24 protein-coding genes and 1 riboswitch are annotated in these 23,192 nt (G+C 73.5%); of the genes, 11 read left to right on the top strand and 13 right to left on the bottom strand.

All coding sequences use genetic code 11. From position 1 onward, the window contains the following. Positions 1-111: 111 nt before the first annotated feature. The gene (locus D0D15_RS22680; RefSeq protein ID WP_208646186.1) at positions 112-306 is read left to right on the top strand and encodes a hypothetical protein; all 195 of its coding nucleotides are present in this window, start codon (positions 112-114) and stop codon (positions 304-306) included. 689 nt (positions 307-995) lie between these two features. Here D0D15_RS22680 and D0D15_RS22675 read toward each other — a convergent pair. From D0D15_RS22675 to D0D15_RS22665, 3 genes are all read right to left on the bottom strand, one after another. Continuing rightward, a complete protein-coding gene (locus D0D15_RS22675; RefSeq protein ID WP_094008461.1) occupies positions 996-2,165 on the bottom strand; it encodes an acyl-CoA dehydrogenase family protein in 1,170 nt (389 codons plus the stop codon). Beyond that, positions 2,162-2,863, bottom strand: coding sequence for an alpha/beta hydrolase family protein (locus D0D15_RS22670; protein WP_233157500.1), 702 nt, complete (start codon positions 2,861-2,863; stop codon positions 2,162-2,164). Before D0D15_RS22670 ends, D0D15_RS22675 begins: the two co-directional genes overlap by 4 nt. Before the next feature lie 259 nt (positions 2,864-3,122). Then, the gene (locus D0D15_RS22665) at positions 3,123-4,094 is read right to left on the bottom strand and encodes a VOC family protein (RefSeq protein WP_115944715.1); all 972 of its coding nucleotides are present in this window, start codon (positions 4,092-4,094) and stop codon (positions 3,123-3,125) included. A gap of 118 nt (positions 4,095-4,212) precedes the next feature. Here D0D15_RS22665 and D0D15_RS22660 point away from each other — a divergent pair, with 118 nt between their 5' ends. From D0D15_RS22660 to D0D15_RS22640, 4 genes are all read left to right on the top strand, one after another. After that, complete coding sequence (locus D0D15_RS22660) at positions 4,213-5,169, top strand: AraC-like ligand-binding domain-containing protein (RefSeq protein ID WP_094008462.1); 957 nt, start codon at positions 4,213-4,215, stop codon at positions 5,167-5,169. A 366-nt stretch (positions 5,170-5,535) separates the two neighbouring features. Continuing rightward, the gene (locus D0D15_RS22650) at positions 5,536-7,776 is read left to right on the top strand and encodes a xanthine dehydrogenase family protein molybdopterin-binding subunit (protein WP_094008464.1); all 2,241 of its coding nucleotides are present in this window, start codon (positions 5,536-5,538) and stop codon (positions 7,774-7,776) included. A 1-nt stretch (position 7,777) separates the two neighbouring features. Next, a complete protein-coding gene (locus D0D15_RS22645) occupies positions 7,778-8,248 on the top strand; it encodes a (2Fe-2S)-binding protein (RefSeq protein WP_094008465.1) in 471 nt (156 codons plus the stop codon). Next, positions 8,245-9,057 (top strand): FAD binding domain-containing protein, encoded by an 813-nt coding sequence (locus tag D0D15_RS22640; protein ID WP_115944714.1) that lies wholly within the window; start codon positions 8,245-8,247, stop codon positions 9,055-9,057. The genes D0D15_RS22645 and D0D15_RS22640 overlap by 4 nt, the downstream gene beginning before the upstream one ends. 568 nt (positions 9,058-9,625) lie before the next feature. Here D0D15_RS22640 and rraA read toward each other — a convergent pair. Next, a complete protein-coding gene (gene rraA / locus D0D15_RS22635; protein WP_094008471.1) occupies positions 9,626-10,096 on the bottom strand; it encodes a ribonuclease E activity regulator RraA in 471 nt (156 codons plus the stop codon). Then, positions 10,093-10,392 carry an ArsR/SmtB family transcription factor gene (locus D0D15_RS22630; protein WP_094008472.1) on the bottom strand — a complete coding sequence of 100 codons (300 nt, stop codon included), beginning with the start codon at positions 10,390-10,392 and terminating at the stop codon, positions 10,093-10,095. The genes rraA and D0D15_RS22630 overlap by 4 nt, the downstream gene beginning before the upstream one ends. A 45-nt stretch (positions 10,393-10,437) precedes the next feature. On the opposite strand from D0D15_RS22630, the gene D0D15_RS22625 reads away from it, so the two are divergent. Together D0D15_RS22625 and D0D15_RS22620 are read left to right on the top strand one after the other, a co-directional pair. Further along, positions 10,438-11,040: an HAD family hydrolase gene (locus D0D15_RS22625; RefSeq protein ID WP_094008473.1), complete on the top strand. Its 603-nt coding sequence runs from the start codon at positions 10,438-10,440 to the stop codon at positions 11,038-11,040. Between the two features lie 83 nt (positions 11,041-11,123). Continuing rightward, positions 11,124-11,966, top strand: coding sequence for an LLM class F420-dependent oxidoreductase (locus D0D15_RS22620; protein WP_115944713.1), 843 nt, complete (start codon positions 11,124-11,126; stop codon positions 11,964-11,966). 22 nt (positions 11,967-11,988) lie between these two features. Here the strand turns inward: D0D15_RS22620 and D0D15_RS22615 are convergent, their stop codons facing one another. After that, complete coding sequence (locus tag D0D15_RS22615) at positions 11,989-12,498, bottom strand: CGNR zinc finger domain-containing protein (protein ID WP_115944712.1); 510 nt, start codon at positions 12,496-12,498, stop codon at positions 11,989-11,991. A gap of 128 nt (positions 12,499-12,626) precedes the next feature. On the opposite strand from D0D15_RS22615, the gene D0D15_RS22610 reads away from it, so the two are divergent. The 4 genes from D0D15_RS22610 (at position 12,627) to D0D15_RS22595 (ending at position 16,466) form a co-directional block, all read left to right on the top strand. Beyond that, positions 12,627-13,367 carry a class I SAM-dependent methyltransferase gene (locus D0D15_RS22610; protein ID WP_233157503.1) on the top strand — a complete coding sequence of 247 codons (741 nt, stop codon included), beginning with the start codon at positions 12,627-12,629 and terminating at the stop codon, positions 13,365-13,367. Positions 13,368-13,447: 80 nt separating this feature from the next. Continuing rightward, complete coding sequence (locus tag D0D15_RS22605; RefSeq protein ID WP_115944711.1) at positions 13,448-14,221, top strand: sulfite exporter TauE/SafE family protein; 774 nt, start codon at positions 13,448-13,450, stop codon at positions 14,219-14,221. Next, a riboswitch (cobalamin riboswitch) is annotated at positions 14,216-14,396 on the top strand. Its footprint overlaps the gene before it by 6 nt. A 49-nt stretch (positions 14,397-14,445) precedes the next feature. Further along, entirely contained in the window at positions 14,446-15,441 is a 996-nt protein-coding gene (locus tag D0D15_RS22600; RefSeq protein ID WP_094008477.1) for an ABC transporter substrate-binding protein, read from the top strand. Then, the gene (locus D0D15_RS22595) at positions 15,438-16,466 is read left to right on the top strand and encodes a FecCD family ABC transporter permease (protein WP_094008478.1); all 1,029 of its coding nucleotides are present in this window, start codon (positions 15,438-15,440) and stop codon (positions 16,464-16,466) included. The genes D0D15_RS22600 and D0D15_RS22595 overlap by 4 nt, the downstream gene beginning before the upstream one ends. On the opposite strand, the gene D0D15_RS22590 is transcribed toward D0D15_RS22595, so the two are convergent. The 7 genes from D0D15_RS22590 to D0D15_RS22560 all read right to left on the bottom strand — a co-directional run bounded on the left by D0D15_RS22590 (position 16,463) and on the right by D0D15_RS22560 (position 23,057). After that, positions 16,463-16,696, bottom strand: a complete 234-nt coding sequence (locus tag D0D15_RS22590; protein WP_027935461.1) for a hypothetical protein — start codon at positions 16,694-16,696, stop codon at positions 16,463-16,465. The two genes, D0D15_RS22595 and D0D15_RS22590, sit on opposite strands and share 4 nt — an antisense overlap. A 370-nt stretch (positions 16,697-17,066) precedes the next feature. Beyond that, on the bottom strand, positions 17,067-17,921 hold the full coding sequence (locus D0D15_RS22585; RefSeq protein ID WP_233157504.1) for a hypothetical protein: 855 nt from the start codon (positions 17,919-17,921) through the stop codon (positions 17,067-17,069). A gap of 174 nt (positions 17,922-18,095) precedes the next feature. Then, entirely contained in the window at positions 18,096-19,484 is a 1,389-nt protein-coding gene (locus D0D15_RS22580; RefSeq protein ID WP_094008480.1) for a vWA domain-containing protein, read from the bottom strand. Then, positions 19,481-20,356, bottom strand: coding sequence for an AAA family ATPase (locus D0D15_RS22575; protein WP_094008481.1), 876 nt, complete (start codon positions 20,354-20,356; stop codon positions 19,481-19,483). Before D0D15_RS22575 ends, D0D15_RS22580 begins: the two co-directional genes overlap by 4 nt. 86 nt (positions 20,357-20,442) lie before the next feature. Continuing rightward, positions 20,443-21,207: a maleylpyruvate isomerase family mycothiol-dependent enzyme gene (locus D0D15_RS22570; protein ID WP_094008498.1), complete on the bottom strand. Its 765-nt coding sequence runs from the start codon at positions 21,205-21,207 to the stop codon at positions 20,443-20,445. Between the two features lie 78 nt (positions 21,208-21,285). Then, on the bottom strand, positions 21,286-22,221 hold the full coding sequence (locus D0D15_RS22565) for a sensor histidine kinase (RefSeq protein ID WP_094008482.1): 936 nt from the start codon (positions 22,219-22,221) through the stop codon (positions 21,286-21,288). Further along, positions 22,218-23,057 carry an MEDS domain-containing protein gene (locus D0D15_RS22560; protein ID WP_233157505.1) on the bottom strand — a complete coding sequence of 280 codons (840 nt, stop codon included), beginning with the start codon at positions 23,055-23,057 and terminating at the stop codon, positions 22,218-22,220. The genes D0D15_RS22565 and D0D15_RS22560 overlap by 4 nt, the downstream gene beginning before the upstream one ends. Positions 23,058-23,192 lie beyond the last annotated feature (135 nt).

Below are 23,192 nucleotides of genomic sequence, written 5' to 3'. Positions count from 1 at the left end.
TGTCTATAGGAGACAGGTATCGGGTAGCACGAGCGGGCGCGGCTGGCGGCGGGGGTCGCGCGGCACCCGGACGTGGTGGGGCGGTTCTGCGGGCACGCGCACACGCCCGCGGTGACGACCTTCGCCGGGCGGCCGGTGGTGGTGGCGCCCGGGGTGGTGTCTTCGCTGACGCTGCCGTGGGAGACGGGCGGGGAGGCGGGCTGGGCCGAGGGCGGACCGCTCGACCATGACCGGCCGCCCGCGCTGGCCTTCCACGTGACCGACGACCAGCATCGCCTGACGACGCACTTCCGGCTCTGCCCGTAGCGGCTGGGGGCTGACACGCCGCGCGGTGGCCGGCACGATCGCGGGGGTGGCGGAGACGCCGCTGGAAGGGGCGAGCGCGCCGCCCGGCGTGGCGGGCACTGCGGCGGAGTGGCTGACGCGCGGCTGGGGCGGAACATTCGCCACCAGGGCGGCGAACGCGCCGCCGGGGCGGCGAACGCGCCGCCGGGGCGGCGAACGCGCCGCCGGGGTGGCGAACGCGCCGCTGGGGTGGCGAACGCGCTGCTGGGGTGGCGAATGCGCTGCTGGGGTGGCGAATGCGCTGCTGGGGTGGCGAACGCGCCACCAGGGTGGCGAACGCGCCGCTGGGGTGGCGAACGCGCCGCTGGGGTGGCGAACGCGCCGCTGGGGTGGCGAACGCGCCGCTGGGGCGTGGTACTCCGCGGAGTGGCTGACGCGCTGCCGGGGGCAGCGAATGCGCCGCCAGAGCGGCGGATGCGCTGCCCCGACCCGGCGAAAATCCGCCGCGTGGCTGACGCGCCGCCGGCCAGCGCCGCTGCCGGAGGGGCTGGCGGTGGCGGGCGTGACCGACACGCCGCGGGGAGCGGCCACCCCACCGTCCGTCGCGTGCCCGCCCTGCGGCGCGCGGGCGCGCGCAGCGCGCTCGGCGGCCGGGGCGCCGTCTTGCCGTTCGTCACGTCGCGCCGACCGGCGCGGCGTGCTCGCCGCCGTCAGTCCGTCAGCTCCAGGAACTCCCAGTGCGCCTCCGGCGCCAGGCCGGCCAGCAGGCGGCCGCAGTTCTGCAGCACCACCGGCCCCGACGTGATGTGCTGCGTCCCCGCGTGGAGGTCCCGGAAGAACCGCTGCAGGTCGCCCCGCCGGAGTGCCGCCGTGGCCGCCCACTTGTAGACCGTCTGGCCCGCCGCGTGCACCGACCACGTCGTGTGGTTCAGCATCAGCCGGGTCAGCGTCTCCTGCTCCGTGGTCAGCAGCGAGCCACCGTCCAGGGTCGCCTCGTTGGCCTCCCACACCTCCATCGCCCACGCCCGCGCCGCGCGCACCGCCGCCTCCGCCTGCGCGTACTCCGCGTGGAACTGCCCGGTGTCCACCGACGCGCCCGGCGTCCCGGACTTCCGCACGGCGAGCGCCCGCATCTCGTCGAGCATCCGGCGCCCCACCCCGAGCGCCCACCCCGTGTGGCACACGCCGGCCATGTTCGCCAGCCCCATCCGGTAGATCGCGCCGCCGTGGCGGGGTGCCATCGTGGTGATCTCGTACACGTGCGTCGAGGGCACGAACACGTCCTCGCACACGTAGTCGATGCTGCTGGTCGCCTTCAGCCCCATCACGTCCCAGTTGCCGGCGAGCGTGGCCTGCTCCTTGGGGAACGTGAAGATCAGCGCCTGCCCGGTCTCCTCGCACAGCGCCGCCGTGTGGATGTGCGTGGCCATCGAGATCCCGGACGCGAAGCTCCACCGCCCGTTGATCACGTACCCGCCGTCGGCCCGCACCGCCTTGCCCAGCCGCGTGCCCTGCCCCGCCATCAGCGCGTACCGGTTGCCGCGCACGTCCGGGAACAACTCCGCCGCGGCCTCCTCGCCGAGGTAGGCGGCCGTGGTGCCGGTGACCATCTGCAACGCCATGAACGACCACCCGGCCGACGCGTCCGAGTAGGCGATCTTCGCGATCGTCTCGATGACCTGCCGCGGCGAGAACTCGTACCCGCCCAGGTCCCGCGGGATCCCGATCTTCAGCGCGCCCGTCTCGTGCAGCACCTGCGCGACCTCGTCGGTGAGCCGCCCCAGTTCCTCGCCCTTCTCGGCGTTCGCGGCGAGCACCGGCGCGGCCTCGTCCAGGCGCGCCATCAACCCGTCGAACTCGTCGCTGACGTGCAGGCTCATGCGTCCATCCCCTCCAGTCCGCGGATCCAGTCGATGACCGGCCGCACCGTCTCGTCCGAGTTGGCTTCGAAGATCAGCCCGTGCCCGTTGCCCTTGACGCCGTGGTCGGGCAGGTGCAGCCGCACCGCATCGGCGCCCGCGCCGCGCAGGAAATCCACCACCTGTGGCGCGAAATCCGCGAACGCCGACGCGCCGCCGGTCACGACCACGACCGGTTTACCGTCCAGCGCCGGGATCCGCATCCCGGCGCGCACCTCGGCCGCCGCGGCGACCGGCGGCGCGTAGGTGATCGGCGCCGCGGTCAGCCCCCAGTCCAGCGACCCCATCCCGGGAATCGAGGCGAACGCCGGCCCGGCCGGTTCGACCGCCACGATCGCCACCACCAGATCCGGCCGCGCGTCCGCCGCCAGCCACCCCACCGGGCCGCCCGCGGAGTGGGTCACCAGCACCGCGGGGCCGGTGACGTCCAGCAACCGGCCCAGCCGGTCGGCGTCCATCCGCTGCGACTCCGCGAGATCCGCCGGCAGCGGGCCCATCGGGCACAGCAGCTGGTCGGCCTCCGCCTCGCCGTAGGTCCACTGGACCTGCTCGTCCCGCCGGTCCGCGGGCAGGAACAACGCCCGCGCCGCCTCGTACGGGAACGTGCGCCCATCGGCGCCACGACGTCCGGGTGGTACGGCGAACGCCCGTGCCCGCACCGGTCCACCACGTACACCGCGAACCCGGCCTCGACGAACCGCGTCGCCCAGCCCGGCCGCCCGTCCGGGGTGCCGGTCCAGTCGGTGCCCTGACCGCCGCCGCCGTGCACCAGCACCAGCGGGAACGGCCGGGACACCTCCGGCGGCGCCTCCCACTGCACGAACATCGGCGCCCGCTGCACGGTCCCGCCGCTCGTGTTCACCCGTTCGCCCGGAACCCAGAACTGCCCCCGTCGCACGGTGACCTCGTGGCCACCCGTCACGTGTGGTGCCGCCATGTCAGATCTCGATCGGTTCGAGCCGGGCCAAGATCCTCGCGGCGGTGCTCGAACTGCTCCGGCAGCTGGAAGCGCGTGCCCAGTTCCCGCGGCGACTCGTCGCACGTCCAGCCGCCTTCCGGATGCGTCACCGCCAGCTCGAACAACGCGCCGCCCGGGGTGCGGACGTAGACGCTCTTGAAGTACTTGCGGTCCTTCAGCTCGGAGATGTCGGTGTAGCCGCGGCCCTCGATGTCGAACTTGACCTCGTCCTGGTTGCGCAGGTTGCCCACGTTCCAGGCGAAGTGGTGGTAGGTGCCCGCGCCGTAGCCCCAGGTGCCCTGCTCGTCGGTGCGGTTCACGACCAGCTCGAGGTGGTTGCCGTGCTTGGCGTCGCCGATCCGCAGCGCGGCCCGGTCGCCCTCCTCGGCGAGACGGCCCTGGGCGAAGAACGACTCCTGGGCGAACTCCACCATGCGGTCCGGCGTCGCGACGTGGACGCCCACGCCGTGGATGCCGTGGATCGCGCACTCCGGCGGCACGCCGTACCCCGCGTGCCCGACCCGGTCGTCGCCGGTGTTGCCCACGAAGAAGTACTCGATGCCCGACGGGTGCCGGAACGCCAGCCGCCGCTGCCCGAACACCTCGACGTCGCTCACCTCGACGTCGTGCTCGGTCAGGCGCCGGTGCCAGTAGTCCAGCGAGTCGTGCGGCACCGACAGCAGCACCTCGCGCGCCTGGTTCGTGCCGCGTTTGCCGCGGAAACCGGCCTGCGCCCAGGGGAACGTGGTGACGACGCTGGAGGGATCACCGGCCGCGTTGGCGTAGTACAGGTGGTAGATCGGCAGCGAGCCGTCGAACAGGACCGTGCGCTTGATCAGGCGCATGCCCAGCACCTTGACGTGGAAGTCCACGTCCTCCTGCGCGCCCGCGACGGACAGCGTGACGTGGTGGGAACCTTCGACGAACGCCATGAAAACGCCTCCACACTGAGGTTTTCCGCGGTGGTCTCCGCACGGTAGATTCGGCGGACGGCGCCCGTCGTGAGCGATGAGCGCACACCGCTGTCGAATGCGCGCACAACCGGTGGGGATGACGATGACGTCACTCGCGGACGTGGTGGCCGTGGCGCCCGCGGCCTCCGGGCCGAAGGTCGAGTTCGGCTCGTGGACGCACGCCGTGCAGCGCAGCGTGCTGCGGTTCCGCTTCGACTGCGAGCGGCCGCGCGCGTTCGCCGGGATCGTCAGCAACCGCCCGCTCGCCGACGTCAACTTCGTCGACATGGAGAGCGGACGGCACGCCGCGTACCGCGACGCGGCCACGATCTCCCCGGACGAGCCGGACTTCTACGTGATGACCCTGCAGCTGTCCGGAAAGCTGTGGCTGGCGCAGGACGGGCGCGTCGCGGTCCTCGAACCGGGCCACTTCGCCCTCTACGACTCGGCGCGACCGGCGACGATCGTCTCCAGCGACGACTACCGCTCCACGTGCGTCCGGTTCCCCAAGCGGTACCTGCCCGCGCCGCCGCCCGGGATCACCGCGACCGCCTTCGAGTGTGAACCCGGGCTGCCGTCCACCGTGTGGGGCATGCTGCTCAGCCTCAACCGGAACGTGGCATCACTGGGCCCGCACGGCCCCCGCGCGGTGCGCACGGTGATGGACCTGGTGACGGTGATGCTGCACGGCACGCGCACGCTGCCCGGCCGTCGCGAAGTGTTGCTGGCGCACGTGCGCGAGTGGATCGAGGAGCACCTGGGGGATCCGGACCTGGGCCCGGCCGCGGTCGCCGCCGCGCACTACATCTCGCCCCGGCACCTGCACAACCTGTTCGCGGGAACCGGTTCCACGGTCTCGTCGTGGATCCGCGCCCGGCGCGTCGAGGGCTGCCGGCGCGACCTGGCCGACCCGCGGCTGGCCACGGTGCCGGTCGCCGCGATCGCCGCGCGCTGGGGGTTCCGCGGCGCGTCCCACTTCGGCCAGGTCTTCAAGCGCGCGACGGGCCGCACCCCCGCGGAGTTCCGCGCGGAATCCCTGGCGGATCTGCGTTAGCGCGCTGGTGCCCGGGGCACCAGCCGGACCGCGTCGTGCTGTGGCGTCCGCGCGGTGGCACGACTTTTCCGTGCAGCTCGCCGCCGGCGGTCCAGTGCAGGAACTCCTCTTCCCACGGCCGGTCGAGCAGGTTGCGGCGCTCGGCGAGCTCGGCCTGCGTGGCGGCGAACTCACGGAGCCCGGTGAGGATTCGGCTCAGCATCCGCATGCCTGGAGCGTGCTCCGGTAGGCCCGCCGGCACGAGTGGCAGAACCGCAGAGGTTCGCCAAGATCCTGCCAGCGACTTCTTCCGCCGGGCGAACCCGAGGGTGACTTCCGCCGCGCCAGCGGGCATGATCGCGACGTATCCGTAGTGGGAGGCCAGTTTTGAGCATCGTCGGCACCAGGGTGGTCCGGATCGAGGACCAGCAGCTGATCACGCAGGGCGGGACCTACGTCGAGGATCTGCGGGTGGAGGCGCTGACGGGCGCGGTGCACGCGGTGTTCGTGCGCAGCCCGATCGCGCACGCGCGCATCACCTCGATCGACACCTCGGCCGCGCTGGAGGCGCCCGGGGTCGTCGCGGTCTACACGGCCGCGGACCTCGATCTCGCCCCGCACAAGGCCGGGCCGGTCGTGGAACCGTGGCTCGCCGACGGCGTGGTCCGCTACGTCGGGGAGCCCGTCGCGCTCGTGCTGACCGAGGAGCGCTACCAGCTCGCCGACGCCGCCGAACTGGTGGACGTCGACTACGACCCGCTCGACGTGGTGGCGAGCATCGACAGCGCGCTGAGCGACGAGACCGTGCTGTTTCCGGACCAGGGCACGAACCTGCTGCAGACCACCGGCGGCGAGTTCGACGACAAGGCGTTCGACGACTGCGAGGTCGTCGTCACGCAGACGATCCTCAACCAGCGCGTCGCCCCGGCGCCGCTGGAGGTGCGCGGCGCGGCCTGCGCGTGGGGCGAGGACGGCCGGCTGACGCTGTGGCTGTCCACGCAGAACGCGCAGATCTCCCGGTCCGTGGTGGCGAAGGGGCTCGGGGTCGAGTCCGCCGACGTCCGCGTCATCACCCCGGACGTCGGCGGCGGCTTCGGCGCGAAGATCGGCACCGATCCGGAGTCGGTGGTGCTGGGCTGGGCGTCCAAGCGGTCCGGCAGGCCGATCCGCTGGGTGGAGACCCGCAGCGAGAACCTGGTCGCGATGACGCACGGCCGCGCGCAGCAGAACACCGTGACCATCGGCGGCCGCCGCGATGGCACCGTGCTCGCGTTCCGGCTGGAGGTGGTGCAGGACGCCGGCGCCTACCCGCGCACGATGTTCCTGCCGACGCTGACCGAGCTGATGGCCACCGGCGTCTACCACTTCCCGAAGGTGGAGACGAGCAGCAAAGCCGTCGTCACCAACACCACGCCGATCGCCGCGTACCGGGGCGCCGGGCGGCCCGAGGCGGCGGCCGCCATCGAGCGCGCGATGGACCTGTTCGCCGCGGAGATCGGCATGGACCCGGCGCAGGTGCGCCGGGTGAACTTCATCCGCCCGGACGAGTTCCCGTACCAGTCGCCGACCGGCGCGAACTACGACACCGGCGAGTACGCGAAGGTCCTGGACCAGGTGCTGGAGGCCGGCGGGTACGAGCAGCTGCGCGCCGAGCAGGCCCGCCGCCGCGAGGCCGGCGACCCGGTGGTGCTCGGCCTCGGCCTGTCCGCCTACGTCGAGGTGACCGGCAACGACCGGGCCGGCGAGGCGGGCAAGGTGCACATCAACCCGGACGGCACGGTCACCGCGTGGACCGGCGCCTCCCCGCACGGCCAGGGCCTGGACACCACGCTGGCGATGCTGCTGTCCGACCAGCTCGGCGTGCCGATCGAGAAGATCAGCATCCGGCACGGCGACACCGACGAGGTGCCCAGGGCGATCGGCACCTTCGGGTCGCGATCGCTGCAGCTGGGCGGTTCCGCGCTGCGTCAGGCCGCCGACCAGGTCATCGAGCAGGCCCGCGCGCTCGCCGCCGACCGGCTGGAGGCCAGCCCCGACGACATCGAACTCGCCGACGGCGCCTTCCAGGTGCGCGGCGCGCCCGCGAGCGGTTCGGTCACCTGGGCGCAGGTCGCCGAGCAGGCCGACCTGACCGCCGACGTGTGGTTCGGCGACGGCCAGCCGACGTTCCCGTTCGGCGCGCACCTCGCGGTCGTCGAGGTGGACACCCTCACCGGGAAGGTCGAGCTGAGGCGGATCATCGCGTGCGACGACGCCGGCCCGATCGTCAACCCGCTCGCCTTCCAGGGCCAGCGGCACGGCGGGCTCGGCCAGGGCGCCGCGCAGGCGCTGCTGGAGGTCATGAACTACGACGCCGACGGCAACCCGACCACCGCCACCCTGGCCGACTACTCGTTCATCACCGCGACCGAGCTGCCCGACTTCGAGCTGGTCGACTCCGAGACCCCGACGACGCGGAACCTGCTGGGGGTCAAGGGAATCGGCGAGGCGGCGACGATCGGCGCGACGCCCGCGGTGCACAACGCGGTCGTCGACGCGCTGTCCCACCTGGGCGTGCGTCATCTCGACATGCCCACCACCCCGCTGCGGGTCTGGCAGGCTCTCACCGACGCGAGGAAGGCGAACTGAAGTGAAGGTCTCGATCGAGATCAACGGCACGACGGTCTCCGAGGAGGTCGAGGACCGCACCCTGCTGGTCCACTTCGTGCGGGAGCAGGCCGGGCTGACGGCGACGAACATCGGGTGCGACACCACGTCCTGCGGCGCCTGCACGGTCCTGCTCGACGGCGAGTCCGTGAAGTCGTGCACGGTGCTGGCCGCGCAGGCCGACGGGCACTCGGTCACCACGCTGGAGGGTCTGGGCGGCGAGGGCGGCGACCTGCACCCGGTGCAGCGCGCGTTCCGCGAGGAGCACGGCCTGCAGTGCGGGTTCTGCACCCCGGGGATGATCATGGCGTCGGTGTCGCTGCTGGAGCACAACCCGAAGCCCACGCGCCAGGAGGTGCGCGAGGGCCTGGAGGGGAACCTGTGCCGCTGCACGGGTTACCACAACATCGTCAACGCCGTGATGAACGCGTCCGGGCAGGAGGTCCAGCGGTGATCCCGGTGCAGTTCACCTACCGGCGGGTGTCCTCTGTGGACGATGCGCTGGCCGCGGTCGCCGAGCACGGGGACGACGCCAAGCTGCTGGCCGGCGGGCAGTCCCTGCTGCCGCTGATGAAACTGCGCTTCGCCGCGCCGGAGGTCGTCATCGACATCGGCCCGCTGGACGAGCTGCGGTACGTGCGCGCCGAGGGCGGCGAGATCGCGGTCGGGGCCATGACGCGCTACCACGACCTGCACCACGACCCGGTGCTGGCCGAGCACGCGCCGCTGCTCGCGCACGGCGCGGGCGAGGTGGGGGACCAGCAGGTCCGCCACCGCGGCACGATCGGCGGTTCGCTGGTGCACGCCGACCCGGCGGCCGACCTGCCCGCGGCGATCCTGGCCGTGGGCGGGGTGCTGGTGGCGCGCGGCCCGGACGGTGAGCGGCGGATTCCCGCGGCCGAGTTCTTCCAGGGGCCGTTCGAGACGCCGCTCGCGCCGGAGGAGCTGCTGACCGAGGTGCGGATCCCGGTGCAGGACGGCGCGGGCTGGGCGTTCGAGAAGTTCACGCGGCGCTCGATCGACTGGGCGATCGTCGGGGTGGTGGTCGCCGGGGGCGCGGTGTCGCTGATCAACATGGGCGGCACGCCGTTGCGCGCCACGGCGACCGAGGCGGCCTTGGCGGGTGGCGCGTCGGCCGCCGAGGCGGCCGCGCTGGCCGCGGAGGGCACCTCCCCAGCCGACGAGCCCCACGCGACGGCCGAGTACCGGCAGCACCTGGCGCGCGTGCTGACCGAGCGGGCGCTGGTCGCCGCGGGACGCTGAGCCCGGGCGGGCCGGTGCTGCCGGCCCGCCCCGGGGGCGGGCCGCCCGGTGGCGGTTCGCCCGCTTCGCGGGTTGCCGCTGGGCGGCCAACCGCCGCTTCGCGGGTTGCCGCTGGGCGGCCAACCGCCGCTTCGCGGGTTGCCGCTGGGCGGCCAACCGCCGCTTCGCGGGTTGCCGCTGGGCGGCCAACCGCCGCTTCGCGGGTTGCCGCTGGGCGGCCAACCGCCGCTTCGCGGTTTGCTGCTGGGCGGCCAACCGCCGCTTCGCGGGTTGCCGCTGGGCGGCCAACCGCCGCTTCGCGGGTTGCCGCTGGGCGGCCAACCGCCGCTTCGCGGTTTGCTGCTGGGCGGCCAACCGCCGCTTCGCGGTTTGCTGCTGGGCGGCCAACCGCCGCTTCGCGGTTTGCTGCTGGGCGGCCAACCGCCGCTTCGCGGTTTGCTGCTGGGCGGCCAACCGCCGCTTCGCGGGTTGCCGCTGCGCGGCCAACCCCCGCTTCGCGGGGCGCCGCGTCGCGGTCGGTCCGCGCTGCGGTCATCCGCTTCGCAGCCCACCCGCCCGCGGGCCGCGGCTAGCTCGTCAGCAGGACGATGCCGTCATCATCGGAGTACAGCAGGTCTCCCGGGTGGAACGTCACCCCGCCGAAGCCGACCGGGACGTCCACCGCGCCGTGGCCCGCCTTGCTGCTCTTGCGCGGGTTCGTCCCCAGCGCCTTGATCCCGATCGGCAGCCCGGCCAGCACCGCGCTGTCCCGCACCGCTCCGTTGATCACCAGCCCGGCCCAGCCGTTCTCCACCGCCGACCCCGCGATCAGATCACCGGTCAGCGCGGTGTGCAGCGAACCGCGGCCGTCGACCACCAGCACCGCGTCCTCGCCCGGCGTGGCGAGCAGCTGCTTGACCAGGCCGTTGTCCTGGTGGCACGACACGGTCCGGACCCGCCCGGAGAACACCCGCCGCCCGCCGAACTGGCGGAACTGCGTGTCGCACACCCGGAGCTCGTCGCCGTGCTCGTCGACCAGGTCGGCAGTGGAGAAGGTCACTCGGATCGCCTTTCGTCGTGGTGGGCGTGCCGGATCGAGTCCAGCAGGCCCGGGAAGCGCGCGCTGATCTCGTCCCGGCGCAGCCGCACGAAGCTGCCGTTGCCGGCGTCGCGCTGGTGGATCAGCCCGGCCTGCCGCAGCACGCGCCAGTGGTGGGTACGGGTCGATTTGGCGACCGGCAGCTCGAACGAGGCGCACGCGTGCTCGCCGTCCGGCCGGTCCAGCAGGTCGACGACCACCCCGCGCCGGTGCCGATCGGCCAGGGCCGACAGCACGGTGCCGAGATCGAGGTCCATCGCGTCCCCTTGTCCTAGGTACGAAGGTGATAGTACCTTGCCGGGATGCTGCTGGTCTTCGACATCAACGAAACGCTGCTCGACCTCGCGCCGCTGGACGACGTCCTCGGTGGCACCGAGGCCCGCACGCGGTGGTTCGACCTGCTCATCCACACCGCGCTGGTGGTCACCGCGAGCGACCGGTACCAGGATTTCGCGCAGCTGGCCGGAGCCTGTGCGCGCACGATCACGCCCGAGGTGGACGTGCCGAAGCTCGCCGAGACCCTGCGGTCGCTGCCGCCGCACCCGGACGTCGTCCCGGCCCTGGACGAGCTGCGCGACCAGGGGCACCGGCTGGTGGCGCTCGGCAACTCGCCGCAGGCGGTGATCGAGGCGCAGCTGGCGGACCTGGGCTTCGATGCGCTCTACTCGGCCGAAGCGGCCGGCGCGCTCAAGCCGTCACCGGCCGCCTACGCGCTGGTCGAGCACGACGGCGAGCCGCCGGTCATGGTCGCCGCGCACGACTGGGACATCGCCGGCGCCCAGGCCGCCGGGCTGCGCACGGCCTTCGTCACCCGCGACGGCCGCCGCCCGCTCCCGGCCCACCCGAGTCCGGAGTGGACGGTCACCGACCTCGCCGAGTGGGCCCGCTCGCTGCGCACCGCGTGACGGTCACGCCTCGGGCCGTGCACCGGCTTCCGCCGGCGTGATTTACTAGAACGTGTTCTAGTCTTCGGAGACGGGAGGCCGCCGTGCGGTGTGGGGTCGTGCTGTTCACCAGTGACCGCGGGATCGCGCCCGCCGACGCGGCGCGGGTGGCGGAGGACGCCGGGTTCGACTCGTTCGCGGTGCCGGAGCACACCCACATCCCGGTCCGCCGGGAGGCGGCGCATCCGGGCACCGGCACCGCCGAGCTGCCCGACGACCGGTACCTGCGCACGCTCGACCCGTGGGTCGCCCTGGCCACGGCGGCCTCGGTGACGCGGCGGATCACCCTGTCGACGGCGGTCGCGCTGCCCGCCGAGCACGACCCGATCACCCTGGCCAAGACGATCGCCTCGCTCGACCACCTGTCCGGCGGCCGGGTCGTGCTCGGGGCGGGGTTCGGGTGGAACGCCGACGAGCTGACCGACCACGGCCTCCCGGCCGGGCAGCGGCGGACGGTGCTGCGCGAGTACCTGGAGGCGGTGCGGGCGCTGTGGACCGCCGAGGAGGCGTCGTACGAGGGTGCGCACGTGCGGTTCGGCCCGTCGTGGGCGTGGCCGAAGCCGGTGGGGGACGTGCCGGTGGTGATCGGGGCGGGCGGCACGGAGCGGACGTTCGCCTGGATCGCGCGCTCCGCCGACGGCTGGCTGACCACGCCGCGGGACCACCACCTGGACGACAAGGTGCGCCTGCTGCGCAAGATCTGGCAGGACGCCGGCCGGGAGGGGCAGCCGAGGGTGATCGCGCTCGCCGGACGCCCGGACGAGGAGCTGCTGGCGCACTGGAGGTCGCTCGGGGTGACCGAGGTGCTGTTCGGCCTGCCGGACCGGGACGCCGACGAGGTGGTCGGCTACATCACGAGGCTGGGGGAGCGCCTGCGGCTGGGCTGAGGCCACCCGGCTGGGGCACTGCTCAGCGGCGCGAGCGGTACGCCCGCATCTTGTGCCGCGCCCCGCAGAGGTCCATGCTGCACCACACGCTCTTCCCGGCCGGGGAGCGGTCGTAGAACAGCCAGCGGCACTCCGGCGCCCGGCACGGCTTCAGCCGCCGCGCCTGGCCCGTCACCTCGGCGCGGAACAGCACCTCCAGCAGCCGCGCGATCAGGCCGTCCACACCCTCCAGCGCCGCGGCCAGCGCGGGGCCCGGCCAGCGCGGACCGGCCACCGCCGACGCCGCGAACTCGTTCAGCGCGGCCGACACGTCCACCCCGTCCAGGTGGTCGCGCAGCGTCTCGCGGAAGCGCACCAGCCGCTCCAGCCCGCGCGTGTCCAGGGGGAACGAGCCCAGTTCGTGCTCGGCCAGCCAGCTCGCGGCCGGCTCGGGCGCGCGGAAGTGGTCCTCGTCGTAGAGGAACCGCGCCGAGTTGCCGAACACCTCGAGCGGCCGCAGCTCCTCCGGCGCGGCGGGGCGCGAGTAGGACATGGCCGCAGGTTACGCCACCGGCGCGGCGACGCGGCTAACGTGACCGCATGGCCAACGAAGACGAGGCACGCGACTGGAACGGCGACATCGGCCGCTACTGGGCCGACCACGCCTAGCACTACGACGCCATGCTGGCCCGGCTCACGCCGCACCTGCTCGGCGCGGCCCGCATCGAGCCGGGGGAGCGGGTCCTCGACATCGGCTGCGGCTGCGGCACCACCACGCTGCTGGCCGCCAAGCAGGGCGCGACGGTGCTGGGCGCGGACCTGTCCGGCCCGATGCTCGCCGTGGCCCGGGAGCGCGCCGCCGGTCTCGACGGGGTGCGGTTCGAGCAGGCCGACGTGCAGGTCCACGACTTCGGCGCGGGCACCTTCGACCTCGCGCTCAGCCGGTTCGGCGTGATGTTCTTCGACAACCCGCTCGCCGCCTTCGCCAACGTCACCCGCATGCTGCGGCCCGGCGGCCGGCTGGCGTTCCTGTGCTGGCAGGACCTGCGGGAGAACGAGCACCGGGCGCTGACGCTGGACGCCATCGCCCCGTACGTCGACACCAGCGACGCCGCCCCGCCCGGCCCCGGCCCGTTCTCCTTCGCCCAGCCGGATTACCTGCGCGAACTGCTGAGCGGCGCGGGGCTGACGGGCATCGCGGTGGACGCCGTCCGGGAACCCGTCCGGATCGGCGCCGACGCGCGTGAGGCGGCCGGCTTCCTGAGCCGCGGCGCGATGGTGAAGGCGATCTTCGAGCGCTATCCGGCGGAGACCGTCGAGCGGGCGGTCGCCGCGCTCACCGAAGCACTCCAGCCGCACCAGACCCCCGACGGGGTGATGCTGGGCGCGGCCACCTGGCTCGTCACCGCCCGCAAGCCGTAGTCCGCCGGATCCACAGTGGAGGAGTGGGATTCGTCTCGCGCGGCGGGAAACCGGTTGCCGCTGCGGTAAATTGACCCGACGTGCCCGCTGACCCGATCCTCACCCTCGGCCCGTGGCAGCTGGTTTTCCTCGTGGTGGCCGGGGTCGGCGCGGGCCTGACCGGGTCGATCGCCGGGCTCGCGTCGCTGGTGTCGTACCCGGCGCTGCTGGCGATCGGGATGCCGCCGGTCGCCGCGAACGTGACCAACACCGTGGCGCTGATGGGCAACACGGTCGGGTCCGCGGCCGGTTCCCGGCCCGAGCTGCGGGGCCAGCGGACGCGGTTGCTGCGGCTGTGCGCGATCACCGCGGTCGGCGGCGCGGCGGGCAGCGCCCTGCTGCTGCTCACGCCCGAGGGCACGTTCGCCTACATCGTCCCGTTCCTCATCGGCGGCGCGTCGGTGCTGCTGCTGTTCTCCCCGCGGCTGGCCGAGCGCGCCGGCCGCGGCGACGGCGGGCTCACCGCGGGCACCGCGGGGGGCGCGTTCCTGGTCGCGATCTACGGCGGGTACTTCGGCGCCGCGGCCGGCGTGATCATGCTGGCCCTGCTGTCCGCAGCGTGGACCCAACCGCTGGCGCGCACGAACGCGGCGAAGAACATCGTGACCGGCGCGGCGAACCTGGTGGCCGCCCTGGTGTTCGCGTTCACCGGCCCGGTGCTCTGGCCCGCGGCGGCGGCCCTGTGCGTCGGCCTGATCGCCGGTTCCTTCGTGGGCCCGGCGGTGGTGCGGCGGCTGCCGCCGGCCCCGCTGCGCGTCGCGATCGCCCTCGCGGGCATCGGCCTGGCCGTGACCCTGGCCTGGCAGGCCTGGTAGCGTGGGCGCGCCAGTCGTGCCCGCCAAGGGCCAGGGAATCCGGTGCGAATCCGGAACTGACGCGCAGCGGTGAGCGGCGACGGGCGGGACAACGGCCACTGGACCACGCGGTCCGGGAAGGCGTTCCGCCCGGACGACCCCGAGTCCGAAGACCTGCTGGCACCCCGCCAGGGGAGACCGCCGGACCGGGCTCCGCGCATGAGCCCTCGACGCAAGGGGCCGCTGTGCGCCGATCGATCACCGTTCCGCTGCTCGCCGCCGTGCTCGTGCTGACCGGGTGCGCGAGCGCCACCTCCGGGGCCACCGCCGCCGTGGTGATCGACAACTGCGGGCACCAGGTCCGCGTGTCACAACCACCGCAGCGGGCCGTCGCGCTCAACCAGGGCGCGGCGGAGATCATGCTGTCCCTCGGCCTCGCCGACCGCATGGCCGGCACCGCGACCTGGACCGACCCCGTCCTGCCGCACCTGGCCGCCGCCAACGCGAAAGTGCCCCGGCTGGCCGAGAACTACCCGTCGTTCGAAAGCGTGCTGGCCGCCGAACCGGACTTCGTCGCCGCCTCGTTCGGCGCCACCCTCGCCAAGGGCGGGGTCGCCACCCGCGAGCAGTTCGAGCAGCTCGGCGTGCCCGCCTACCTGTCGCCCACCGAGTGCGCCAAGGACACCAGCGGCGGCGGCGACGGCGCCCGCACCGAGACGCTGACCATGGACGCGGTCTACACCGAGATCCGGGACCTCGCGCGGATCTTCGGCGTCGAGGACCGCGGCGAACAGCTGATCGGCAGCCTGCGGGACCGGATGCGCGCCGCGGCGGGCACCGACGCGTCGAAGGCGCGGCTGATGTTCTGGTTCGCCAACTCCGAAGCCCCCTACCTCGCCGGCTGCTGCGGCGCGCCCGGCATCATCGCGACCACCGTGCGCGCGCACAACGTCTTCGACGACACCCGCGACGAGTGGCCCCAGATCAACTGGGAGACCGTGGCCGAACGGAACCCCGACGTGATCGTGCTCGGCGACCTGACCCGCCGCTCGCAGACCGCCGAGTCCGCCGCGGCCAAGATCGCGTTCCTGGAATCGCACCCGGTGACCCGCGACCTGGCCGCGGTGCGGAACAAACGCTACGTCCTGCTGTCCGGGCAGGCGATGAACCCGACGCTGCGCACCGTCGACGGCACCGAGCAGGTCGCCGCGGCGCTGCGCGGGTTCGGGCTGGCCGGGTGAGGCGCACCGCCCGCGCCGCGCCGCTGTGCGCCGGTGGACTCGCGCTGCTCGTGGTGTCGCTGGCCGTCGCGGTGACGATCGGCCCGGCCGGGATCGGCGTCGGCGACGTCTACGCCACCGTGCTGGCCCACCTCGGTCTCGGCGACCCGGTGCTGACCCCGGTCCGCGACGGCATCGTCTGGCACCTGCGGATCCCGCGCGCCCTGCTCGCCGCCGTGTGCGGCGCGGGCCTGGCGGTGTGCGGCGCGGTCATGCAGTCGCTGCTGCGCAACCCGCTGGCCGACCCGTTCGTGCTCGGGGTGTCCTCGGGCGCGTCGACCGGCGCGGTGCTGGTGGTGGTGCTCGGCGTCGGCGGGGGCGTGGTGTCGCTGTCCGCGGGCGCGTTCGCCGGCGCGGTGCTGTCGTTCGGGCTCGTGCTGCTGCTCAGCCAGACGCTGGGTGGCACGACCGAACGCGTCGTGCTGTCCGGCGTCGCCGCGATGCAGCTGTTCTCCGCGCTGACCTCGTTCGTCGTGCTGACGGCCGGGGACGCGGAGACCACGCGGGGCGTGCTGTTCTGGCTGCTCGGGTCGTTCAGCAGCGCGTCCTGGTCCGAGGCCGGCGTGTGCGCCGGTGTGCTGGCCGTCGCGCTGGTCGTGTGTTTCGGTCACGCCCGCACGCTCGACGTGCTCGCCTACGGCCAGGACCTCGCCGCGGCGCTGGGCGTTTCGCTGGCCCGGACCCGGATCGTGCTGCTGTGCGTCACCGCGTTGCTGACCGCCGCGCTGGTGAGCGCCTGCGGGGCGGTCGGGTTCGTCGGGCTGGTCCTGCCGCACGCCGCACGCGCGCTGGTCGGCCCGGGCCACGGCCGCCTGCTGCCGGTGACCGCCGTGGCCGGGGCGGTGTTCCTGGTGTGGGTGGACACGCTGGCCCGCACGGTGCTCGATCCGCGGGAGGTGCCGGTCGGCGTGGTCACGTCGATCCTCGGCGTGCCCGCGTTCGTCGCGGTCCTCTACCGCAGCCGTCCACTCAGGACGAACCGCTAGCGGATCGCGTCGCGGCCGGCGTCGGTGAGCTTGGCGGGGATGCGGGCGCCCGTGCCGGGCACCCGGCGGACCAGGCCGGCGTGGATCAGCAGCCGCGCGCCGAACTGGTCGCAGCAGGACAGACCGTCGACGTACACGTGCGGCTCGCTGCTCGCGGTCAGTTCCACGCGGCCGTCGGCAACCGCTTTCAGGAACTCGACGTCGCGGTGGCTGAGGGTGGACGCGGTCATCGCTGGCACCTTTCCGAGAACGGTGTGGTGCGCCACAGAATAGGGGATCGTTGAACAATCGAGCAACCGGGTTGACGGATCGTTCAACAATCGCTAGCGTCGTGGGGCATGCGAGCCAGCTCACAGGAAACCCGGCAGGCCCTCTGCCACGCCGAACTCGACGACATCTCGTGGATCCCCGGAAATTGCTGAAGACCCGCCAGTAACACGCCCTGCTTTCGCCTCGATTCACTGGTAAGGCCCGCGCGGAGGGTGGGCGCGACACCTCCGGCACCGCCGTCTTGCCCGGCGCTCGAACTCCCCCTCGGAGCGTTGTGGCAGGCGAGTGGCCCCCGAGTGCGGACTCCCAACTGCCCCGCGCTCGGGGGCCCTATTCGTACACCACGTACACCGGCTTCGGGTTGAGCGCGAGCACCTGCTCGGGTGTCATCAGCGCCTGCCCGTTGCGGGTGTCCTCCTGGTAGAAGAGCTTGAACCCGGCGTTGACGTGCGGCGGGCGGCGCTTCATCACCAGGTCCCAGGTCGCCTTCTTCGCCTCGGGGCTGCCGATGCCGTCCACCACGTTGATCACGGCGACGCCGTGGTGCCGCTTCAGCCCGGCGATGTCGCGCACGACCGACACCGCCACCTGGTGGTACACCATGATCTTCTCCGGCAGCCGGCGCTCCGCCACGAGCGAGGCGAGGTAGGCGGCCACCCCGTCCAGCTCTTCGCCCGTGGTGACGCCGAACTCCTCACCGGGCACGACACCGGGTTCCACGGCCCACTCCGGGTCCAGCGCGACACCGACGTCCGGCTCGACCAGCCAGTGCTCGAACGCCTTCACCTCGGGCAGGAAGTCCGCGCGGCCGGGCTGGATGTCGAGCAGCAGCTGACCGCCCAGCGCCCGCGCCGCGTCCAGGTACCGCCGGATCGTGCTGTCGTTCGCCCGGCTGCGGAACATGCCGTCCGGCCCGGGTGTCGGGTTCACCGTGGTGGCGATCAGCTCGACCACCGGGACCACCGGCCGGTCCTTCGGGTACGTGGCGATCAGCTCGCGCAGCTGCGCCGAAGCCGCCTGCAGGTCACCGGTCATCCGGCCCAGCGCCGGGCTGCCCGGCGCGCCGCAGTAGCCGACCAGCAGGTGGTCGTCGACCACGCTGTGCGTGGCGACCTGCGCCGGGAACCCGCGCAACCCGGCGGCCGGGGCGTCCAGCCGGTTGTGCGGCCCGGAAAGCGTTGGCACGGAAAAGAAATTTCCACCACTGCTGCAGGCAGCGCTCGCCGCGCCCGCCAGAGCCGCGGTGAGGAACGCCCGCCTGCCGACCTTGCTGCCCGCCATGACCAGGGGGTGCCCTGGTCTCGACCACTTACACGCCGCAGCGGGAAAATCACTCCCCGCGCGACGTCTTCGTTACCCTCACCCGGGCAGCAGTTCGGTCACCAGCTGGGTGAGCTGACGCAGGTTGCGGCACTCGTGCATCGGCACCACGCGGGCGTACTGCAGCGCGGCGGAATCGCCCGTGCCCCAGGCGGATCGCGCTTCCGGGTTGAGCCAGTGGACGTGCTTGGCGCGGTCGGCGATCCGGCGCACCGCGTCCAGGTTGGGGTCGCCGCCGTTGGTGCGGCCGTCGCCGAGGATGAGCACCGACGTGCGCGGGCCGACCGCGTCCGGCCACCCGTCGGCGAAGCTCGCCAGCGACCCGCCGTAGTCGCTGCTCATGCCCCAGCGGGTGAGCTTCGCCTGCGTCAGGATGCGCCGCGCGAGCCCCTCCGGATCGGCCGCGCCCGCGGTGACCAGGCCGGTGATCTCGTCGGTCAGCTCGACGAACGCGAACGTGCGGATCTTGCTGAACTGGTCGGACAGCGCCTGCACCAGCAGCAGCGTGAACTGCGCGAACCCGGCCACCGAGCCGGACATGTCGCACAGCAGCACCAGTTCGGGCCGTCCGGGACGGCGGTCGCGCATCGCCGGGCGCATCGGCACCCCGCCGGTGGCCAGCGACCGGCGCAGCGTGCGCCGCAGGTCGATCTGCCCGCGCCGGGCGCGCCGACGGCGGGTCGCCAGCCGGGTGGCGAGCTTGCGGGACAGCGGCTGGATCGTGCGGCGCAGCTCGGCCAGCTGGGCGCGGGTGGCGTTGGTGAAGCTGACCAGGTCGGTCTGCGGCGGCACCGCGTACTGGGCGATCCGGTCGCGTCCGCGCAGCTCGGCGGTGCGGCGGCGGGCTTCGGCCTGCACGGCTTCCCGGTAGGTGGCGATGCGGGACTGCGCCTCGCTGCGGGCCACGGCGTCGCCGAAGGCGCTGCCGTCGGTGCGGATCGCGGCGAGCACCCGGTTGAGCAGCGCGTCCGGCCGGACCCGGTCCAGCGCCTGGTAGGCCGACCACCCGCGCATCCCGGTCGCCCCGCCGCCCCCGGAACCACCCTCGCCGAACGAGCCGTAGCGGCCGAACGCCTCGACCGCGGCCGCGGCCAGCGCCCGCAGGCGGTCCTCGTCGCCCTCGGCGAGCGCGGCGACCAGGGCCTCCCGCAGGCCGGCGGCATCCGGCGGCGCGTCCCCGGCCGTCTCGGCGGCGCCGACCGCGACCGGGAAGTACAGGTCGAACAGCGCGTCGAAGGTGGCCCGCTGGCCGGAGCGGCGCAGCACGGTCGCGGCCAGCGCGGCCCGCAGCTGCTCGCGGTCGGTCAGCCCGAGCACGTCCACGGCCGCGGCCGCGTCGACCGTCTCGCCGGGGCCGACCGGGATGCCGTGCTCGCGCAGCGAGCCGACGAACTCGACCAGCCGCCGCGGCAGCGCCGGGGAGGTCATGACAGCAGCGAGTCGAGCCGCAGCTCGGCCGCGGCCTTCCGGTGGTCGCTCTGGTACTTGAGGATGACGCCGAGGCTGGTCTCGACCACCTGCTCGTCGAGCGTGTCGGCGCCCAGCGCGAGCAGCGTACGGGCCCAGTCCACGGTCTCGGCGATCGAGGGCGCCTTGCGCAGCTCCATCGTGCGCAGCGCGGCGACCACGCGCACCACCGAGTCGGCCAGGCGCGCGTCCAGGCCCGGGACCTTGAGGGTGACGATGTCGCGTTCCAGCTCCGGCGACGGGAAGTCCAGGTGCAGGAACAGGCAGCGCCGCTTGAGCGCCTCCGACAGCTCACGCGTCGCGTTCGAGGTGAGCAGCACGAACGGGCGGCGCCGCGCGGTGATCGTGCCCAGCTCCGGCACGGTCACCTGGAAGTCGCCGAGGACCTCCAGCAGCAGGCCCTCCATCTCCACGTCGGCCTTGTCCGTCTCGTCGATCAGCAGCACCGTCGGGTCCGGGTTGCGGATCGCCTTGAGCAGCGGGCGGGGGAGCAGGAACTCCTCGCTGAACACCTCGTCGCGGGCCTGTTCCCAGCCCTCGTCGCGGCCGGCGGTGATGCGCAGCAGCTGCTTGGCGTGGTTCCACTCGTACAGCGCGCGGGCCTCGTCGATGCCCTCGTAGCACTGCAGCCGCACCAGCTCGCTGCCCGTGGCCTGCGCCAGTGCGCGGGCCAGCTCGGTCTTGCCCACCCCGGCCGGGCCCTCGACCAGCAGCGGCTTGCCGAGGCGGTCGGCGAGGAAGACGGTGGTGGCCACGGCGGTGGAGGCCAGGTAGCCCGCCCCGGCCAGGCGCTCGACGACCTCGTCGACCGAGCCGAACAACGGCTCCTGCATCGGCCCCTCCCTAGGTTGGTGCGCAACCTGCCCATTCTGGGCCCTCGGCGGGCGGTGGTGCGGGAGTCGTGCCCAATCTCACCACGCTACTCGCCGGCGTACCGGGTGACGGCCGCCAGCGCCGCGCGCAACCCGGCCACCTCCCCGGTCACCGAGAGCGGATCGGCGGGCCCGCGCCCCCACAGCCACAGGTACACGTCCTCCGGCGCCCCGGTCACCCGCCCGTCGGCGGTGTCCGCGGCGTCCGGCCGCACGTCCGGAACACCGGTCCCGGACGGCATTCGCACCGTCCACACGCGACCGGCGCACCGCACCTCGAACACCTCGCCCGCGGCGGCCACGGACACCGTCTCCTCGGGGGCGGGCCGGTTGCCCTCCGCCAGCCACACGGTCAGCACCTCGTCCACCCCGTCGGCGGCCAGCTCCGGATCGACCACCGGCGGCAGGCCGAGCGCCTGCTCCAGGTCGACCCGGTGCACGGTGAACTCGTGCGCCATCCGGCGGCGCCAGAACCCGTAGGTGCGGTCGGCGGGGAACCAGGTCTGGCACGGGAAGCTCGGCGGCCGGCTGGCGAGGCTGCGGAACAGCCCGTCGGCCGCGGCGCGGAACCAGCCGAGCGCGTCCTGCCCGGCCGGCGGTTCGAGTTCCCACTCCAGCGGCAGGATCTGGCTGTCCACCCAGTCGGTGACGCGGTGCGCGACGCCGCCCAGGTGGCGGATCAGCGTGCCGGCCGTCCACCCGGGACACGCGGGCACGGGCAGGTCCGGATCGGCCGGCGCGGCGAGGACCCCGATCCCGTGGATCTCGGCGCGCAGCGTGTCGAGGAGGAACGGTTGATCGGGTTTCGTCATGACCCGGCCGAACATACCGGCTCGATGATCGTCACGGCAGCCGGACCGGCTCCGAAGTGGACATCCGGCCTGCTTCTGTCACAAGGGCTTTTCGCCCAGCCGCAGCCGCACCTGGATCGTGGTGCCGTCCGGCGCGCGGTGGGTGCGGACCAGATCGGCCAGGTCGTTGACGAGCAGCAGGCCCCGCCCGGACAGCTGGCCGCGCCGGGGCGGACGCCGCCCGGCGAGCAGGTCGGCCAGCCGCCCGCCGTCGGTGGCCGAGCAGACCAGTTCGCCGCCCTCGCGCCACAGGCTCAGCTCGCACGGAGTGCCCGCGTGCAGGAGACTGTTGGTCGCCAGTTCGGTGAGGATCAGCTTGAGGTCCTCGGTGCGGTCCTCGTCCAGTCCGTGCTCCAGCGCGTGCGCCGCGAAACTCCGCCGCGCGGTGGACAGCTCGTCCGGCACCTCGACGCGGAACGTCACCGCGTCCGCGGCGGGTTTCAGCTCATCGTTGTACCGGGCGACGAGGTCTTCCCACGCGTAGGTGTCGCTGTCGCGCTGCACGCCACGTTCGGTCACCAGCGGATGGGTCACGCGCGCGTCCGCGATCGCGACCGGGTCGAGCGCGTTCGTGTCGTACGGGCACACGATCGTGACGTCCCGGCCCTCGAACGCCGGGTTGATCAACGCCTCGTGCTGGGCGCACGCCGGGTACTCGACCGCGGAGCGCCACGCCCAGATGGGCTCGCCGATGATGCGCACGCGGGCGGCGTCGGGGTGGCGGTCGGCGAAGTCCCGCAGCACGTGCGGGATGATCCGGCCCGGGTTGCGGCCCGCCACACCCATGTCGAGCAGGTGCACGCGGCTCGCGTCCTCGCCGAGCGCGTCGCGCAGCAGCGACAGGTTCGGTTCCGGCACGGCGGCCGCCACCGGATGTCCGGCCGCCAAGCCCTCGGTCAGGAACGGCACCAGCCCGGCCACGTACTCGTCCGGGGAGTCGTAGAAGAGGGCCTCGTGCACGAAACCGGTGGTCATCGTGGCGCCTCCACGCGGAGGTCCGCGAGATCGAGGACCGCCACGACGGTCGCCGGCCCGGGGCGGGGGGCACGCAGGACGACCTCGGCCGCGTGCCGCCTGCCGTGCTCGGCCAGCGTCAGCAGGTTGCGGTGGTCGATGAAGTCCAGGGTCGTGGCGTCGAGCACGAGCCGCCCGCGGACGGGACGGGGGTCGGCGTGCCGCAGCGCGCGGGGGAACACCTCGGCCGACGCGAGGTCGAGTTCGCCGCCCAGGCTCGCGCAGCAGCCGCCGCGCGCCGAGGCGTGCAGCCGGAACCCCGCGCGGTTCTCGTTGGCGCTGGGGTGCAGGGCGGACAGCAGCGCCAGGGTGTGGCGGTCCAGCTGCCTGCGGTCGTAGCCGCACAACGCGGAGAACGGGTGCAGCGCGGAGTATCCGTCGGTGAGGTGCTCGAACCGCGCCAGCGAATTCAGCCGGGTGGGTGACCGCAGGAGCCCGGTGACATCGGCCGCCACCCGCAGGCCGCGGTAGCCGTCGGCCAGCGCCGCCTCGGTGGCCTGGGCGTAGAGCCGCAGCCGCACGTGCGGGTCGCCGAGCTCGCCGAGGTCGTCGAGCGACACCACCCGCAGATCACCGCGGCGCCGCGCCTCGTCGCCGTCGACGATGCCGTCGAGGTCCTCGGCCAGGCGCGACACCGGCCCGGTCCCGGCGTAGCCGATCCGGTACCCCAGGGCCAGGCCCTCGGCCAGGAACTCGCGCACCCGGGACCGGAACTCGGCCGGGTCCTCGTAGCCCCAGCACAGGTGGTCGTGGCAGCCGAGGCCGCGCGCGTCCACCACGATTCCGGACCGTCTCATCGGTCCGGAGAGTACTCCGCCGCGCCGCCCGGGACAGAAGTCGTCGCCTCCGGGTTCGGTGGTGCGGGCGTCGGCGGGTCGACTACGCTGGGTTGGACGCGGTTCAGAGCGCAGCCGCACCATGCGTTGCCGAAG

Source organism: Amycolatopsis thermalba (assembly GCF_003385215.1).
GTDB lineage: Bacteria > Actinomycetota > Actinomycetes > Mycobacteriales > Pseudonocardiaceae > Amycolatopsis_E > Amycolatopsis_E thermalba.
The sequence above is the reverse complement of the archived record's forward strand: the minus strand, read 5'-3'. Positions and strand labels throughout refer to the sequence as shown.

Excerpts from the sequence above, each read along its gene's own strand:
- D0D15_RS22675 (WP_094008461.1), bottom strand. The coding sequence starts at position 2,165 with ATGAGCCTGCACGTCAGCGACGAGTTCGACGGGTTGATGGCGCGCCTG.
- D0D15_RS22665 (WP_115944715.1), bottom strand. The coding sequence starts at position 4,094 with ATGGCGTTCGTCGAAGGTTCCCACCACGTCACGCTGTCCGTCGCGGGC.
- D0D15_RS22660 (WP_094008462.1), top strand. The coding sequence starts at position 4,213 with ATGACGATGACGTCACTCGCGGACGTGGTGGCCGTGGCGCCCGCGGCC.
- D0D15_RS22630 (WP_094008472.1), bottom strand. The coding sequence starts at position 10,392 with ATGGACCTCGATCTCGGCACCGTGCTGTCGGCCCTGGCCGATCGGCAC.
- D0D15_RS22625 (WP_094008473.1), top strand. The coding sequence starts at position 10,438 with ATGCTGCTGGTCTTCGACATCAACGAAACGCTGCTCGACCTCGCGCCG.
- D0D15_RS22615 (WP_115944712.1), bottom strand. The coding sequence starts at position 12,498 with ATGTCCTACTCGCGCCCCGCCGCGCCGGAGGAGCTGCGGCCGCTCGAG.
- D0D15_RS22610 (WP_233157503.1), top strand. The coding sequence starts at position 12,627 with ATGCTGGCCCGGCTCACGCCGCACCTGCTCGGCGCGGCCCGCATCGAG.
- D0D15_RS22590 (WP_027935461.1), bottom strand. The coding sequence starts at position 16,696 with ATGACCGCGTCCACCCTCAGCCACCGCGACGTCGAGTTCCTGAAAGCG.
- D0D15_RS22580 (WP_094008480.1), bottom strand. The coding sequence starts at position 19,484 with ATGACCTCCCCGGCGCTGCCGCGGCGGCTGGTCGAGTTCGTCGGCTCG.
- D0D15_RS22575 (WP_094008481.1), bottom strand. The coding sequence starts at position 20,356 with ATGCAGGAGCCGTTGTTCGGCTCGGTCGACGAGGTCGTCGAGCGCCTG.
- D0D15_RS22570 (WP_094008498.1), bottom strand. The coding sequence starts at position 21,207 with ATGACGAAACCCGATCAACCGTTCCTCCTCGACACGCTGCGCGCCGAG.
- D0D15_RS22565 (WP_094008482.1), bottom strand. The coding sequence starts at position 22,221 with ATGACCACCGGTTTCGTGCACGAGGCCCTCTTCTACGACTCCCCGGAC.
- D0D15_RS22560 (WP_233157505.1), bottom strand. The coding sequence starts at position 23,057 with ATGAGACGGTCCGGAATCGTGGTGGACGCGCGCGGCCTCGGCTGCCAC.